This is a genomic window from Streptomyces sp. x-19, from assembly GCF_046549115.1.
Classification (GTDB): domain Bacteria; phylum Actinomycetota; class Actinomycetes; order Streptomycetales; family Streptomycetaceae; genus Streptomyces; species Streptomyces albulus_C.
On record NZ_JAJPWK010000012.1, the window covers coordinates 115,519 to 131,351 of the forward strand.

General features: G+C 71.2%; 16 protein-coding genes. 15 read left to right on the top strand and 1 reads right to left on the bottom strand.

Annotation, left to right across the window (positions count from 1 at the left end; translation table 11 throughout):
* Positions 1 to 54: 54 nt before the first annotated feature.
* The 4 genes from ACLJT4_RS25340 (at position 55) to nusB (ending at position 3,175) form a co-directional block, all read left to right on the top strand.
* Positions 55 to 930 carry a Pro-rich N-terminal domain-containing protein gene (locus tag ACLJT4_RS25340; protein WP_411125472.1) on the top strand — a complete coding sequence of 292 codons (876 nt, stop codon included), beginning with the start codon at positions 55 to 57 and terminating at the stop codon, positions 928 to 930.
* 65 nt (positions 931 to 995) lie between these two features.
* On the top strand, positions 996 to 2,102 hold the full coding sequence (locus ACLJT4_RS25345) for a M24 family metallopeptidase (RefSeq protein ID WP_411125474.1): 1,107 nt from the start codon (positions 996 to 998) through the stop codon (positions 2,100 to 2,102).
* A gap of 66 nt (positions 2,103 to 2,168) precedes the next feature.
* On the top strand, positions 2,169 to 2,735 hold the full coding sequence (gene efp, locus ACLJT4_RS25350) for an elongation factor P (protein ID WP_016572352.1): 567 nt from the start codon (positions 2,169 to 2,171) through the stop codon (positions 2,733 to 2,735).
* Positions 2,736 to 2,737: 2 nt separating this feature from the next.
* Positions 2,738 to 3,175 (top strand): transcription antitermination factor NusB, encoded by a 438-nt coding sequence (gene nusB / locus ACLJT4_RS25355; RefSeq protein ID WP_411125476.1) that lies wholly within the window; start codon positions 2,738 to 2,740, stop codon positions 3,173 to 3,175.
* Between the two features lie 230 nt (positions 3,176 to 3,405).
* Here nusB and bldD read toward each other — a convergent pair whose 3' ends face one another.
* Positions 3,406 to 3,906, bottom strand: a complete 501-nt coding sequence (bldD, locus tag ACLJT4_RS25360; RefSeq protein ID WP_016572354.1) for a transcriptional regulator BldD — start codon at positions 3,904 to 3,906, stop codon at positions 3,406 to 3,408.
* A 222-nt stretch (positions 3,907 to 4,128) separates the two neighbouring features.
* On the opposite strand from bldD, the gene pyrR reads away from it, so the two are divergent.
* The 11 genes from pyrR to rpoZ all read left to right on the top strand — a co-directional run bounded on the left by pyrR (position 4,129) and on the right by rpoZ (position 15,764).
* A complete protein-coding gene (gene pyrR, locus ACLJT4_RS25365; RefSeq protein ID WP_411125478.1) occupies positions 4,129 to 4,776 on the top strand; it encodes a bifunctional pyr operon transcriptional regulator/uracil phosphoribosyltransferase PyrR in 648 nt (215 codons plus the stop codon).
* A gap of 94 nt (positions 4,777 to 4,870) precedes the next feature.
* Positions 4,871 to 5,848, top strand: a complete 978-nt coding sequence (locus ACLJT4_RS25370) for an aspartate carbamoyltransferase catalytic subunit (RefSeq protein ID WP_411125480.1) — start codon at positions 4,871 to 4,873, stop codon at positions 5,846 to 5,848.
* A 4-nt stretch (positions 5,849 to 5,852) separates the two neighbouring features.
* Positions 5,853 to 7,139, top strand: coding sequence for a dihydroorotase (locus ACLJT4_RS25375; RefSeq protein ID WP_016572357.1), 1,287 nt, complete (start codon positions 5,853 to 5,855; stop codon positions 7,137 to 7,139).
* Complete coding sequence (locus tag ACLJT4_RS25380) at positions 7,136 to 7,723, top strand: hypothetical protein (protein WP_016572358.1); 588 nt, start codon at positions 7,136 to 7,138, stop codon at positions 7,721 to 7,723. The genes ACLJT4_RS25375 and ACLJT4_RS25380 overlap by 4 nt, the downstream gene beginning before the upstream one ends.
* The gene (gene carA, locus ACLJT4_RS25385; protein ID WP_411125483.1) at positions 7,720 to 8,895 is read left to right on the top strand and encodes a glutamine-hydrolyzing carbamoyl-phosphate synthase small subunit; all 1,176 of its coding nucleotides are present in this window, start codon (positions 7,720 to 7,722) and stop codon (positions 8,893 to 8,895) included. Before ACLJT4_RS25380 ends, carA begins: the two co-directional genes overlap by 4 nt.
* Entirely contained in the window at positions 8,888 to 12,199 is a 3,312-nt protein-coding gene (gene carB / locus ACLJT4_RS25390) for a carbamoyl-phosphate synthase large subunit (RefSeq protein ID WP_411125485.1), read from the top strand. The genes carA and carB overlap by 8 nt, the downstream gene beginning before the upstream one ends.
* 76 nt (positions 12,200 to 12,275) lie before the next feature.
* Positions 12,276 to 13,388 (top strand): quinone-dependent dihydroorotate dehydrogenase, encoded by a 1,113-nt coding sequence (locus ACLJT4_RS25395; protein ID WP_411125650.1) that lies wholly within the window; start codon positions 12,276 to 12,278, stop codon positions 13,386 to 13,388.
* Positions 13,385 to 14,221 carry an orotidine-5'-phosphate decarboxylase gene (gene pyrF, locus ACLJT4_RS25400; protein WP_411125487.1) on the top strand — a complete coding sequence of 279 codons (837 nt, stop codon included), beginning with the start codon at positions 13,385 to 13,387 and terminating at the stop codon, positions 14,219 to 14,221. The genes ACLJT4_RS25395 and pyrF overlap by 4 nt, the downstream gene beginning before the upstream one ends.
* A gap of 205 nt (positions 14,222 to 14,426) precedes the next feature.
* Positions 14,427 to 14,750 (top strand): integration host factor, encoded by a 324-nt coding sequence (locus ACLJT4_RS25405; protein ID WP_411125489.1) that lies wholly within the window; start codon positions 14,427 to 14,429, stop codon positions 14,748 to 14,750.
* 38 nt (positions 14,751 to 14,788) lie between these two features.
* Entirely contained in the window at positions 14,789 to 15,409 is a 621-nt protein-coding gene (gmk, locus tag ACLJT4_RS25410; protein WP_044373781.1) for a guanylate kinase, read from the top strand.
* Positions 15,410 to 15,488: 79 nt separating this feature from the next.
* A complete protein-coding gene (gene rpoZ / locus ACLJT4_RS25415) occupies positions 15,489 to 15,764 on the top strand; it encodes a DNA-directed RNA polymerase subunit omega (protein WP_016572365.1) in 276 nt (91 codons plus the stop codon).
* Positions 15,765 to 15,833: the final 69 nt, after the last annotated feature.

The window sequence follows — 15,833 nt, forward strand, 5'->3', positions numbered from 1 at the left end:
CGCCCGGTGCGCCGCCCCGCACCACGTCGACCGCACGAGACGGAGAGCCACCGGATGCAGTACGCAGTGGGGGCTCCGCTGCCACCGCCCCGCGGCCCACTTCACCCCCAAGGCGCCGGCATGACCATGAACTGGACGCCCCACCCCGGCCCGCCCCAGCCCCCCGGCGCGCCGCACACCCCCGCGGCCCCGCCCCCGCCTCCCGCCCCGCCGGCCCACCCCGCCCCGGGCCAGGGCTGGCACGCCCCCGCTCCGCAGCAGGCCCCGCCCGCCCCGCACAGCAACGACATCACCGGCCACGTCCAGCTGCCCCCCGGCGCCCCCGTCGCGCTGCCCAGCCCGCCGCCCGGCAACGCCGCCCCGGACGCCGCGCACGCCGCCGTCGCGGTGCTGCTGATCGGCCCGGCCGGCGCCGGCAAGACGAGCGTCGCCCGGCACTGGGCCGACAGCCGGCGGGTGCCGACCGCGCACATCAGCCTCGACGACGTCCGCGAGTGGGTCCGGTCCGGTTTCGCCGACCCGCAGGCCGGCTGGAACGACAACTCCGAGGCGCAGTACCGCCTGGCCCGCCGCACCTGCGGTTTCGCCGCGCGCAACTTCCTCGCCAACGGCATCTCCTGCATCCTCGACGACGCGGTCTTCCCGGACCGCCCGGTCGTCGGCCTCGGCGGCTGGAAGCGCCACGTCGGCCCCGGCCTGCTGCCGATCGTGCTGCTCCCGGGCCTGGAGGTCGTCCTGGAGCGCAACGCCCGCCGCAGCGGCAACCGCCGCCTCTCCGACGAGGAGGTGGCCCGCATCCACGGCCGGATGGCCGGCTGGTACGGCTCCGGGCTGCCGATCATCGACAACTCCCAGCACGACGTCGCCAGCACCGTGCGGGCCCTCGACGAGGTCGTCGCCCGCAGCCTGGCCAGTCCGCCCAGCTGGTAGCCGCCCCGTCCCCCGGCCGGCCGCCTCGAACGGCCGGCCCGGGAGAGGGGTCGTACGCTGGCGATATGTCCGAGTTGTACGCGGTTCGACGCACGCAGCTGCGCGACCGCTGCGCCGCAACCGGAAGCACCGCCGCACTGATCTCGCGCCCCGCCAACGTCCGCTACCTCACCGGCTGCGCCCCGCCCGGCGCGGCCCTGCTGCTGGGCCCCGGCGACGACGTCCTGGTCTGCGGCCGGCCGCTCACCGGTGACCCCACCGAGGGGCGCCCGTCCGACGACGTGCGGGTCGCGGTGCTGCCCACCCGGGGCGGCGACCCCGTGGTGACCGCCGCCGGCCTGGCCGCCAAGGCGGGCGCACAGGCCCTCGCGGTGGAGGAGCACCACCTCACCGTCACCCGGCACCGGGCGCTGTCCCAGATCACCCCGCGGATGCGCCTCGCCGACCTGGCCTGCGCCGTCGAGGCGCAGCGGCTGGTGAAGGACGACGACGAGATCGCCTGCCTGCGGATCGCCGCCGAGATCAGCGACCAGGCACTGGGCGAACTCCTGGAGTCGATCCTGGTCGGCCGCACCGAACGACACCTCGCGCTCGAACTGGAACGCCGCCTGGTCGACCACGGAGCCGACGGACCGGCCTTCCCCACCTCGGTCGCCACCGGCCCGAACTCCGGGCGCGCCGGCCACCTGCCCACCGACCGCCGTGTCGAGGAGGGCGACTTCCTCACCGTCGGCCTGGGCGCCAACTACCGCGGCTACCGCTGCGAGATCGGCCGGACCTTCGTCATCGGCACCACCCCGGCGGACTGGCAGATCGACCTCTACGACCTGGTCTTCGCAGCCCAGAAGGCCGGCCGCGAGGCGCTGGCGCCGGGCGTGGAGTGCCATGACGTGGACCGGGTGACCCGCCAGATCCTGGAGCGCGCGGGCCACGGCGAGGGCCTCGGACCATGGACCGGGCACGGCGTCGGACTGGAAATCGACGAGGACCCTCAGTTGTCACCCGGCGCCATGGGTAAACTGGACGCTTGCGTGCCGGTCACCGTCGAGCCGGGGGTTCACATCCCGGGCCGTGGGGGTGTCCGGATCGACGACACCCTCGTCGTCCGCCCCGAGGCGGACGGCGGACCCGAGCTACTCACGATCACGACCAAGGAGCTGCTCGCCCTGTGAGCCACCGTGCTCGCTGTCGGCGGTTCCTCGGTTTCCACCACCTGCAGTCCAGGAGATTCCGCAACCGTGGCTTCCACGAACGACCTCAAGAACGGCATGGTGCTCAAGCTCGAAGGCGGCCAGCTCTGGTCCGTCGTCGAGTTCCAGCACGTCAAGCCCGGTAAGGGCCCGGCCTTCGTCCGTACCAAGCTCAAGCACGTGCTCTCCGGCAAGGTGGTGGACAAGACCTTCAACGCCGGCACCAAGGTCGAGACGGCGACCGTCGACAAGCGGGGCATGCAGTTCTCGTACATGGACGGCGACTACTTCGTCTTCATGGACATGGACACGTACGACCAGCTGCACATCGACCGCAAGACCGTCGGTGACGCCGCCAACTTCCTGCTCGAGGGCTTCGAGGCCGTCGTCGCGCAGAACGAGGGCCAGGTCCTCTACGTCGAGCTGCCGGCCGCCGTCGAGCTGGTCATCAAGGAGACCGAGCCGGGCCTCCAGGGCGACCGCTCCACCGGTGGCACCAAGCCCGCCACGCTGGAGACCGGCTACGAGATCCAGGTCCCGCTCTTCATCACCACCGGTGAGAAGATCAAGGTCGACACCCGTACCGGCGACTACCTCGGCCGGGTGAACAGCTAACCGTGGCTGCCCGCACCAAGGCCCGTAAGCGCGCCTTCCAGATCCTCTTCGAGGCCGACCAGCGCGGTGCCGACGTGCAGTCCGTGCTCGCGGACTGGATGCGCCACGCCCGGACCGACCCCCGCCAGCCGCCGGTGCACGAGTACACCCTGGAACTGGTCGAGGGGTACGCGGAGCACGTCGCCCGCATCGACGAGCTGATCTCCACCTACTCCGTGGACTGGGACCTGGACCGGATGCCGGCGGCCGACCGCTCCATCCTCCGGCTCGGGGCCTACGAACTGCTCTGGGTGGACGGCACGCCGGACGCGGTGGCGATCGACGAGGCCGTGCAGCTGGCCAGGGAGTTCTCCACGGACGACTCGCCGTCGTTCGTCAACGGCCTGCTCGCCCGGTTCAAGGAGCTCAAGCCCGGGCTGCGCCGGGAGGAGACCCGCTGATCCGGCCACGCGGCCGCTGACCGGCGGAAGTGCCGAGGCACGGAACGGGCCCGGAGCGATGCACCTCGCTCCGGGCCCGTCGTCGTCCGTCCCGATCCTCGGCCGTGCGGCGGTCCAGCCGCCCGTCCACCGGCCTCTGGCCGCGGCACCGTCCCCCAACGCCGACCGCCGCCCCGGGCAGCCCGGAGCGGCGGTACGTTTCTGCGTGTGGAGCGCGGGCTTCGGGCCCGTCAGATCTCGTCGTGCTGCACGGCACGGCGGGCGTCCGCGTCCAGCACGCCCCAACTGATCAGCTGCTCGGTGAGCACCGAGGGCGACTGGTCGTAGATCACCGCGAGGGTGCGGAGGTCGTCCTGACGGATCGAGAGGACCTTGCCGTTGTAGTCACCGCGCTGGCTCTGGATGGTGGCGGCGTAGCGCTGGAGCGGGCCGGCCTTCTCCTGCGGGACATGGGCCAGACGCTCCAGGTCCAGCACGAGCTTCGGCGGCGGCTCGGCGGCGCCGCCCGGTGTGGTGCCCGGCAGCAGCTCCTGCACCGGCACGCCGTAGAAGTCCGCAAGCTCGGCGAGGCGCTGTACGGTCACGGCGCGGTCACCGCGCTCGTACGACCCTACGACCACGGCCTTCCAGCGGCCCTGGGACTTCTCCTCGACGCCGTGGAGAGAGAGGCCCTGCTGGGTACGGATCGCGCGGAGCTTGGCCCCGAGCTGTTTAGCGTATTCGCTGGACATAAAGCTCCCCAGACGGCTGTATCGACATGCGGCTCCGCCGCGTGGCTGGTAACTCACTGTGAGGTTACGCAGCGTAATCTGACTTCGTCAAGCCGAATGGGCCAGACCCTCACCCGTCAGGGGGGTGTGTGGGTCCCGAAGGGCCTCCTGATAGCCTGAACCTCGTAATTCCGACGTCCTTTAAAGTCCGTCCCGTGAGGCGGAGAAGGAGGTCCGTTTCGTATGGACGCACGTAGTTCCGTATCGGGGAATCAAGCTCCCGCCAGGCCGGTGCTCGAAGGCCCCGACATCGCGCGGATGCTGACCCGTATCGCTCACGAAATCGTCGAGCGCGCCAAGGGCGCCAACGACGTGGTGCTGCTGGGAATCCCCACCCGCGGTGTCTTCCTCGCCCGGCGACTGGCCGACAAGCTCGAAGAGATCACCGGCCGCGCCATTCCGGTCGGCTCGCTCGACATCACGATGTACCGCGACGACCTGCGTCTGGGCCCGGCCCGCACGCTGGCCCGCACCGAGATCCCCGCCGACGGCATCGAGGGCCGCCTCGTCCTCCTCGTCGACGACGTGCTCTTCTCCGGGCGCACCATCCGCGCCGCGCTGGACGCGCTGGGGGACATCGGTCGCCCGCGCGCCGTACAGCTCGCCGTCCTGGTCGACCGCGGCCACCGCGAGTTGCCGATCCGTGCCGACTACGTGGGCAAGAACCTCCCCACGTCGCTGCGGGAGGCCGTCAAGGTCCAGTTGACCGAGGAGGACGGCCGCGACGCCGTGCTGCTCGGCATGCGCCCCGCGCCGTCCCGCCCCGGCTCCGAGGCCGGCCCCTCGGCGGCCTCGACGGTCGAGCCGACAGCCCCGGCCGGCGAGCGCTAGCGCACGCGCGGACGGACCCGGTGACCCCGGGCCCGCACCCATGCCTGCTCAACGGGCATTCCCGTACACCTCCCTCACTCCCGGAGAAAACCGGATGAAGCGCCACCTCATCTCGGCCGCCGATCTCACGCGGGACGACGCCGTGCTCATCCTCGACACCGCCGAGGAAATGGCCCGGGTCGCCGACCGGCCGATCAAGAAACTGCCCGCCCTGCGCGGACGGACCGTCTGCAACCTGTTCTTCGAGGACTCGACCCGGACCCGGATCTCCTTCGAGGCCGCCGAGAAGCGACTCTCCGCGGACGTCATCAACTTCGCCGCCAAGGGCTCCAGCGTCTCCAAGGGCGAATCGCTCAAGGACACCGCCCAGACCCTGGAGGCGATGGGCGTGGACGCCGTCGTCATCCGGCACGGCGCGTCCGGCGCCCCGTACCGGCTGGCCACCTCCGGCTGGATCGACGCCCCCGTGATCAACGCCGGTGACGGCACCCACCAGCACCCCACCCAGGCCCTGCTGGACGCCTTCACCATGCGGCGCCGGCTCGTCGGTCCGGACGCCGGGCTCGGCCGGGACCTCGACGGGAGGCGGATCACCCTCGTCGGCGACGTGCTGCACAGTCGCGTCGCCCGCTCCAACGTCGACCTCCTGCACACCCTGGGCGCCGAGGTCACCCTGGTCGCGCCGCCCACCCTGGTGCCGGTCGGCGTCGAGACCTGGCCGTGCGAGGTCTCCTACGACCTCGACAGGGTGCTGCCCAAGTCCGACGCCGTGATGATGCTGCGGGTGCAGCGCGAGCGGATGAACGCCGCCTTCTTCCCGACCGAGCGCGAGTACTCGCGGCGCTACGGCCTGGACGCCGACCGGATGTCCCGGATGCCCGGGCACGCCATCGTGATGCACCCCGGCCCGATGGTCCGCGGCATGGAGATCACCGCCGAGGTCGCCGACTCCGACCGCTGCACGGCCGTGGAGCAGGTCGCCAACGGCGTCTCCGTCCGCATGGCCGTCCTCTACCTGCTGCTCGGCGGCAACGAGCCCGCCGTCACCCACCCCCGTACCGAGGAGAAGTAACACCATGAGCAAGATCCTGATCCGCGGTGCGAAGGTGCTCGGCGGCGCCCCGCAGGACGTGCTGATCGACGGGGAGTCCATCGAGGCGGTCGGCACCGACCTGTCGGCCGAGGGCGCCGAGGTCGTCGAGGCCGCCGGCAAGGTCCTGCTGCCGGGCCTGGTCGACCTCCACACCCACCTGCGCGAGCCGGGCCGCGAGGACTCCGAGACGGTCCTGACCGGTACCCGGGCGGCGGCCAGCGGCGGCTACACCGCGGTGTTCGCCATGGCCAACACCTTCCCGGTCGCCGACACCGCCGGCGTCGTCGAGCAGGTCTACCGGCTGGGCAAGGAGCACGGCTACTGCGACGTGCAGCCGATCGGTGCCGTCACCGTCGGGCTGGAGGGCAAGAAGCTCGCCGAGCTGGGCGCGATGCACGAGTCGGCGGCCGGCGTCACGGTCTTCTCCGACGACGGCAAGTGCGTCGACGACGCGGTGATCATGCGTCGGGCCCTGGAGTACGTGAAGGCGTTCGGCGGGGTCGTCGCCCAGCACGCCCAGGAGCCGCGGCTGACCGAGGGCGCCCAGATGAACGAGGGCGTCGTCTCGGCCGAGCTGGGGCTCGGCGGCTGGCCGGCGGTGGCCGAGGAGTCGATCATCGCCCGGGACGTGCTGCTCGCCGAGCACGTGGGCTCCCGGGTCCACATCTGCCACCTGTCCACCGCGGGCAGCGTGGAGATCGTCCGCTGGGCCAAGTCCCGCGGCATCGACGTGACCGCCGAGGTCACCCCGCACCACCTGCTCCTCACCGACGAGCTGGTGCGCAGCTACAACCCGGTCTACAAGGTCAACCCGCCGCTGCGCACCGAGCGCGACGTGCTGGCGCTGCGCGAGGCCCTCGCCGACGGCACGATCGACATCGTCGCCACCGACCACGCCCCGCACCCGCACGAGGACAAGGACTGCGAGTGGGCCGCGGCGGCCATGGGCATGGTGGGCCTGGAGACCGCGCTGTCGGTCGTCCAGCACACCATGGTCGAGACCGGGCTGCTGGACTGGGCCGGCGTCGCCGACCGGATGTCCGCCGCCCCGGCGCGGATCGGGCAGCTGGCCGGCCACGGTCGCCCGGTCTCAGCCGGCGAGCCCGCCAACCTCACGCTGGTCGATTCCGCTTACCGTGGAGAGGTGGACCCCGCCGGTTTCGCCTCCCGCAGCCGCAACACCCCCTACGAGGGTCGTGAGCTGCCGGGACGCGTCACCCACACCTTCCTGCGGGGCCGCGCAACGCTCGTCGACGGGAACCTGGCGTGACTCCTTCACTCATCCACTTGGCTGCGGCACCGCACTCCGCCCCGGTCACCGACTGGGCCGGACGGATCGCCTGGGTGGTCGGTCTGCTGGTCTTCGTCGTCTTCGTCTACTGGCTGATGCGCCAGGGCTGGAAGTGGCGCGGCACCCTCCAGGGCGACCTGCCCGAGCTGCCGTCCGCCCCGGCCGACGCGGGCGAGGCCCGGCTGACCCTCAGCGGCCGCTACCACGGCTCGACCACCGCCGGGCAGTGGCTCGACCGGATCGTCGCCCGTGGTCTGGGCACCCGCAGCCGGGCCGAACTGGCCCTCACCGACCGGGGCCTGGACGTCGTACGGCCGGGCGCCACGGACTTCTTCGTACCGGCCGCCGCCCTGCGCGGCGCCCGCCTCGACAAGGGCATCGCCGGCAAGGTCCTGCCCGAGGGCGGCCTGCTGGTCGTCACGTGGGAACACGGCGGCAAGCAGATCGACTCCGGCTTCCGCTCCGACCGGGCGGCCGAGCACGCCGCCTGGGTCGAGGCCATCAACCAGCTCAGCAGCACCGAGCACACCACCGAGCACACCGAAACGGAAGGCGCACGATGACGACCTCCACCAAGGGGACCGCCAAAATCCCCGCCGTACTCGTCCTGGAGGACGGCCGCACCTTCCGCGGCCGTGCCTACGGGGCCGTGGGGGAGACCTTCGGCGAAGCGGTGTTCTCCACCGGCATGACCGGCTACCAGGAGACGCTGACCGACCCCTCGTACCACCGTCAGGTCGTCGTCATGACCGCCCCGCACGTCGGCAACACCGGCGTGAACGACGAGGACCCCGAGTCCGCGCGGATCTGGGTCGCCGGTTACGTCGTCCGCGACCCCGCCCGCGTCCCCTCCAACTGGCGCTCCCGCCGCTCCCTCGACGAGGAGCTGCGCCACCAGGGCGTCGTCGGCATCAGCGGCGTCGACACCCGGGCGCTCACCCGCCACCTGCGCGAGCGCGGTGCGATGCGGGTCGGCATCTTCTCCGGCAACGCGCTGCCCGACGAGGGCACGATGCTCGCCGAGGTGCGCCAGCAGCCGGAGATGCAGGGCGCCGACCTCTCCGCACAGGTCGCCACCAAGGAGGCGTACGTCGTCCCGGCGGTCGGTGCGAAGAAGTTCACCGTCGCCGCCGTCGACCTGGGCATCAAGGGCATGACCCCGCAGCGGATGGCCGAGCGCGGCATCGAGGTGCACGTTCTGCCGGCGACCGCGACCGCCGAGGACGTGTACGCGGTCCAGCCCGACGGCGTGTTCTTCTCCAACGGGCCGGGCGATCCGGCCACCGCCGACCACGCGGTCGGCGTGATGCGCGAGGTGCTCTCCCGGAAGACCCCGCTGTTCGGCATCTGCTTCGGCAACCAGATCCTGGGCCGGGCGCTGGGCTTCGGCACGTACAAGCTCAAGTACGGGCACCGCGGCATCAACCAGCCCGTGCAGGACCGGACGACCGGCAAGGTCGAGGTCACCGCGCACAACCACGGCTTCGCCGTGGACGCGCCCCTGGACAAGGTCTCCGACACCCCCTTCGGCCGCGCCGAGGTCTCCCACGTCTGCCTCAACGACGACGTGGTGGAGGGGCTCCAGCTCCTCGACCAGCCGGCGTTCAGCGTCCAGTACCACCCCGAGGCGGCCGCCGGCCCGCACGACGCCGCGTACCTCTTCGACCGCTTCGTCGAGCTCATGCGAGACAACAACCAGCACAGCGTTTCCCTGATGGAGGGCCAGCGTGCCTAAGCGCACCGATATCCAGTCCGTCCTGGTCATCGGCTCCGGCCCGATCGTCATCGGTCAGGCCGCCGAGTTCGACTACTCCGGCACCCAGGCTTGCCGGGTCCTCAAGTCCGAGGGCCTGCGCGTCATCCTGGTCAACTCCAACCCGGCCACGATCATGACCGACCCGGAGATCGCCGACGCGACGTACGTCGAGCCGATCACCCCGGAGTTCGTCGAGAAGATCATCGCCAAGGAGCGCCCCGACGCGCTGCTGCCGACCCTCGGCGGCCAGACGGCGCTCAACACCGCCATCTCGCTGGACGAGGCCGGCACCCTCGCCAAGTACGGCGTCGAGCTGATCGGCGCCAACGTCGAGGCGATCCACAAGGGTGAGGACCGCGACCAGTTCAAGGAGGTCGTCAAGGCGGTCAACGCCAAGATCGGCTATGGCGAGTCCGCCCGTTCGGTGATCTGCCACTCCATGGACGACGTCCTCGGGGGCGTCGAGGAGCTCGGCGGCTACCCGGTCGTCGTCCGCCCGTCCTTCACCATGGGCGGCGCCGGCTCCGGCTTCGCCCACGACGAGGAGGAGCTGCGCCGGATCGCCGGCCAGGGCCTGACGCTCTCGCCGACCACCGAGGTGCTCCTGGAGGAGTCCATCCTCGGCTGGAAGGAGTACGAGCTGGAGCTGATGCGCGACAAGCACGACAACGTCGTGGTGGTCTGCTCCATCGAGAACTTCGACCCGATGGGCGTGCACACCGGCGACTCGATCACCGTCGCCCCGTCGATGACCCTCACCGACCGCGAGTACCAGGTCCTGCGGGACATCGGCATCGCGGTGATCCGCGAGGTCGGGGTGGACACCGGCGGCTGCAACATCCAGTTCGCGGTCAACCCCGAGGACGGCCGGGTCATCGTCATCGAGATGAACCCCCGGGTCTCCCGCTCCTCCGCCCTGGCCTCCAAGGCCACCGGCTTCCCGATCGCGAAGATCGCCGCCAAGCTCGCCGTCGGCTACACCCTCGACGAGATCCCGAACGACATCACCCGGGAGACCCCGGCGTCGTTCGAGCCGACCCTCGACTACGTCGTCGTCAAGGTGCCGCGGTTCGCCTTCGAGAAGTTCCCGGCCGCCGACGCCACGCTGACCACCACCATGAAGTCGGTCGGCGAGGCGATGGCCATCGGCCGCAACTTCACCGAGGCGCTCAACAAGGCGCTGCGGTCGCTGGAGAAGAAGGGCAGCCAGTTCGCCTTCACCGGCGAGCCGGGCGACAAGGCCGAGCTGCTGGAGCGGGCCAAGGTCCCCACTGACGGGCGGATCAACACCGTCATGGCGGCGATCCGGGCCGGCGCCACCCCGCAGGAGGTCTTCGACGCCACGAAGATCGACCCGTGGTTCGTCGACCAGCTCTTCCTGATCAAGGAGACCGCGGACGAGATCGCGGCCGTCGACACGCTCGAACCCGAAGTCCTTGCGGAAGCAAAGCGGCACGGCTTCTCCGATGCTCAGATCGCGGCCATCCGCGGCCTGCGCGAGGACGTCGTCCGCGAGGTCCGGCACGCGCTCGGCCTGCGCCCCGTCTACAAGACGGTCGACACCTGCGCGGCCGAATTCGCGGCGCGGACCCCGTACTTCTACTCGTCCTACGACGAGGAGACCGAGGTCGCGTCCCGCGAGAAGCCCGCGGTGATCATCCTCGGCTCCGGCCCCAACCGCATCGGCCAGGGCATCGAGTTCGACTACTCCTGCGTCCACGCCTCGTTCGCGCTCAGCGACGCCGGCTACGAGACCGTGATGGTCAACTGCAACCCGGAGACCGTCTCCACCGACTACGACACCTCCGACCGCCTGTACTTCGAGCCGCTCACGCTTGAGGACGTGCTGGAGATCGTGCACGCCGAGTCCCAGGCAGGCCCGGTCGCCGGCGTCATCGTCCAGCTCGGCGGGCAGACCCCGCTGGGCCTGGCCCAGGCCCTCAAGGACAACGGCGTGCCGATCGTCGGCACCTCGCCCGAGGCGATCGACCTCGCCGAGGAGCGCGGCGCGTTCGGCCGGGTGCTGACCGAGGCCGGGCTGCCGGCCCCCAAGTACGGCACCGCCTTCTCCTTCGCCGAGGCCAAGGACATCGCCGCCGAGATCGGCTACCCGGTCATGGTCCGCCCGTCCTACGTGCTGGGCGGCCGCGGCATGGAGATCGTCTACGACGAGCCCTCGCTGGCCGGGTACCTGGAGCGGCACGCCGGCCTGATCGAGCAGCACCCGGTCCTCATCGACCGCTTCCTCGACGACGCCATCGAGATCGACGTGGACGCCCTCTACGACGGCCACGAGCTCTACCTCGGCGGCGTCATGGAGCACATCGAGGAGGCCGGCATCCACTCCGGCGACTCCGCCTGCGCGCTGCCCCCGATCACCCTCGGCGGCTTCGACATCAAGCGGCTGCGCGCCTCCACCGAGGCCATCGCCAAGGGCGTCGGCGTCCGCGGGCTGATCAACATCCAGTTCGCGATGGCCGGGGACATCCTCTACGTCCTCGAAGCCAACCCGCGCGCCTCGCGGACCGTGCCCTTCACCTCGAAGGCCACCGCGGTCCCGCTGGCCAAGGCCGCCGCCCGGATCTCGCTGGGCGCCACCATCGCCGAACTGCGCACCGAGGGCATGCTGCCCAAGACCGGGGACGGCGGCACGCTGCCGCTGGACGCGCCGATCTCCGTCAAGGAGGCGGTCATGCCCTGGTCGCGCTTCCGGGACGCCTCGGGCCGCGGCGTGGACACCGTCCTCGGCCCGGAGATGCGCTCCACCGGCGAGGTCATGGGCATCGACTCGGTCTTCGGCACGGCGTACGCCAAGTCGCAGGCCGGCGCCTACGGGGCGCTGCCCACCAAGGGCCGCGCGTTCGTCTCCGTCGCCAACCGCGACAAGCGCTCGATGATCTTCCCGGCCCGTGAGCTGGTCGCCCACGGCTTCGAGCTGCTGGCCACCTCCGGCACCGCCGAGGTGCTGCGCCGCAACGGCATCAAGGCCACCGTGGTGCGCAAGCAGTCCGAGGGCGAGGGCCCGAACGGCGAGAAGACCATCGTCCAGCTGATCCACGACGGCCAGGTCGACCTGATCGTCAACACCCCCTACGGGACCGGCGGCCGGCTCGACGGCTACGACATCCGCACCGCCTCCGTGGCCCGCGGCATTCCCTGCCTCACGACGGTCCAGGCGCTGGCCGCCGCCGTCCAGGGCATCGAGGCGACGTCCCGCGGAGACGTCGGGGTGCGCTCCCTCCAGGAGCACGCCCGACATCTGACCTCGGCGCGCGAGGAGTAGGCCCGAGAGGGGGACACCGGTCGGTGTCCCCCTCTTCATGAGCCCACCGAACCCCTCGCGCAAAGGCCCGTCCACCATGTACCGCCTGTTCTTCCAGCTGATCTTCCAGCGCATGGACCCCGAGAAGGCCCACCACACGGCCTTCCGCTGGATCCGCCTGGCCGCGCGCACCCCGGTGCTGCGCACCTTCGTCGCGGCCGCCCTCGCCCCCCGCCACAAGGAACTGCGCACCGAGGCCCTGGGCCGCCGGATGCACGGTCCGTTCGGCCTGGCCGCCGGCTTCGACAAGAACGCCGTCGCCATCGACGGCATGGCCATGCTCGGCTTCGACCACGTCGAGATCGGCACGGTCACCGCCCAGCCGCAGCCCGGCAACCCCAAGAAGCGGCTGTTCCGGCTGGTGCCGGACCGGGCGCTGATCAACCGCATGGGCTTCAACAACGACGGTTCGGCGGCGGTCGCCGCCCGGCTGGCCGCCCGCAACCCCGTCTTCCGGACCACGGTCGGCGTCAACATCGGCAAGACCAAGGTCGTGCCGGAGGCCGAGGCGGTCGCCGACTACGTCACCTCCACCGAGCGCCTGGCCCGGCACGCCGACTACCTGGTCGTCAACGTCTCCTCGCCGAACACGCCGGGGCTGCGCAACCTCCAGGCCACGGACCACCTGCGGCCGCTGCTCACCGCGGTCCGGGAGGCCGCCGACCGCACGGTGACCGACCGACGGGTCCCGCTGCTGGTCAAGATCGCCCCCGACCTCGCCGACGAGGACGTGGACGCGGTCGCCGACCTCGCCCTGGAACTGCGCCTGGACGGCATCATCGCCACCAACACCACGATCGCCCGCGAGGGCCTGGGCCTGACCTCCGACCCGAAGCTGGTCGCCGAGACCGGCGGCCTGTCCGGCGCACCGGTCAAGGAGCGCTCCCTGGAGGTCCTGCGCCGCCTGTACGCCCGCGTCGGCGACCGGATCACCCTGATCGGTGTCGGCGGCATCGAGACCGCCGAGGACGCCTGGCAGCGCATCCTCGCCGGCGCCACCCTCGTCCAGGGCTACAGCGCCTTCATCTACCAGGGCCCGTTCTGGTGCCGGGCGATCCACAAGGGCCTCGCCGCGCGCCTGCACAACAGCCCGTACGCCACCCTCGCCGACGCGGTCGGCGCCGACCACAAGAAGGTGACCTCCTCGTGACTCCCGCCCCCTTCGGTGCCCGCCTGCGCCGCGCCGTGGACGAGCGCGGCCCGCTCTGCGTCGGCATCGACCCGCACGCCTCGCTGCTGGCCGACTGGGGCCTGAACGACGACGTGGCCGGCCTGGCGCGGTTCACCCGGACCGTGGTGGAGGCGCTCGGCGAGCAGGTCGCGGTCTTCAAGCCGCAGTCGGCCTTCTTCGAGCGGTTCGGCTCGCGCGGCATCGCCGTCCTGGAGACCGCCGTCGAGGAGGCGCGGGAGCGCGGTGCCCTGATCCTCATGGACGCCAAGCGCGGCGACATCGGTTCCACCATGAGCGCCTACGCCGAGGCGTTCCTGCGCCCGGACTCGCCGCTGTTCTCCGACGCGCTGACGGTCTCCCCCTACCTCGGGTTCGGCTCGTTGAAGCCCGCCGTGGAGCTGGCGCGGGAGAGCGGCGCCGGGCTCTTCGTGCTCGGCCTGACCTCGAATCCGGAGGGCGCGGAGGTCCAACGGGCGGTCCGCGAGGACGGCCGCACGGTCGCCGCCACCGTGCTCGGCCACCTCGCCGCAGAGAACGCCGGGGCCCAGCCGCTGGGATCCTTCGGCGCGGTCGTCGGCGCCACGCTCGGCGATCTCTCCGCCTTCGACCTGGCGATCAACGGCCCGCTGCTGGCCCCCGGCATCGGGGCGCAGGGCGCCACCCCCGCCGACCTGCCCACCGTCTTCGGCGCGGCGGTCCGCAACGTGGTGCCGAGCGTCAGTCGGGGAGTGCTCAAGCACGGACCGGACACCGGCGCACTGCGCGCCGCGGCGGCCCGCTGTGCCGACGAAGTGCGTGCAGCGCTCACGTAACCCGGTCATTTGGTCCCGAAATGTCCTGGTCAGCTGAGTCTGACCAGGACTTTTCGTCTGTTCTCGCTGACTCCAGCGCCGTCGGCCGCTAGTCTCCGTCGAGAGCACCGCACGTAAGCGCGTTGCTCGTTGCTCCGCTGATGCGGGGCGACTAGGTTCCACACCGGTCCGTATCCGACAGTTCGACATCCGAGGTGACGTAGGCGTGGCTCTTCCGCCCCTTACCCCTGAACAGCGCGCTGCCGCGCTCGAAAAGGCCGCCGCGGCTCGCCGGGAGCGCGCCGAGGTCAAGAATCGGCTCAAGCACTCGGGGGCCTCTCTCCACGAGGTCATCCAGCAGGGCCAGAAAAACGATGTCATCGGCAAGATGAAGGTCTCCGCCCTTCTGGAATCCCTGCCGGGCGTGGGCAAGGTCCGCGCGAAGCAGATCATGGAGCGGCTCGGCATTTCCGAGAGCCGCCGGGTCCGCGGTCTGGGCTCCAACCAGATCGCGTCCCTGGAGCGTGAGTTCGGCGGCGCTGCTTCCTGAGTTTCTCGGCACTGCCGGGAAGCTGGAATAATCGCTGCATGAGTTCTGCAGTCTCCCGGGGGAGCACCCCCGTCTCCCCGGCCAGACAACCGCGCCTGACCGTGCTCTCCGGCCCTTCGGGGGTCGGCAAGAGCACGGTCGTCGCGCATCTGCGCAAGGTCCACCCGGAAATCTGGCTCTCGGTCTCGGCCACCACCCGTAAGCCGCGTCCCGGGGAGCGCCACGGCGTTCAGTACTTCTTCGTCGAGGACGAGGAATTCGACAAGCTGATCGCCAACGGTGAGCTGCTGGAATGGGCCGAGTTCGCCGGCAACCGCTACGGCACCCCGCGCCAGGCGGTGCTGGACCGGCTGGCGGCCGGCGAGCCGGTCCTCCTGGAAATCGATCTCCAGGGCGCCCGCCAGGTGCGCGAGTCCATGCCGGAGGCGCACCTGGTCTTCCTGGCCCCGCCGAGCTGGGACGAGCTGGTCCGCCGGCTCACCGGCCGCGGCACGGAGGCCCCGGAGGTCATCGAGCGGCGCCTGGAGGCGGCCCGGATCGAGCTCGCGGCGGAGAAGGAGTTCGACGTGACGCTCGTCAACACCTCCGTCGAGGACGTCAGCCGTGAGCTGCTAGCCTTGATGCTGCGCCGCCCTGAAGACCGGACCTCCGGCGACTGACTCCGGTCCCGACCGCGGCGCCAAGGATTTCGGCGCCTGCGCGCCCCCACCTGCTTCATCCCCTTTCGGAAGGTAGAGCGTGTCCTCTTCCATCACCGCACCCGAGGGCATCATCAACCCGCCCATTGATGAGCTGCTCGAGGCCACCGACTCGAAGTACAGCCTTGTGATCTACGCCGCCAAGCGCGCGCGCCAGATCAACGCGTACTACTCCCAGCTCGGCGAGGGCCTGCTGGAGTACGTCGGTCCGCTGGTCGACACCCACGTGCACGAGAAGCCGCTGTCGATCGCGCTCCGCGAGATCAACGCCGGTCTGCTGACCTCGGAGGCCATCGAGGGCCCGGTCGGCCAGTAAGCGGCACCGCAGCCCCCACCAAGGGCCCGGCAGGTGATTCTCCCGACGCGAAGTCGGGGGTGCCTGCCG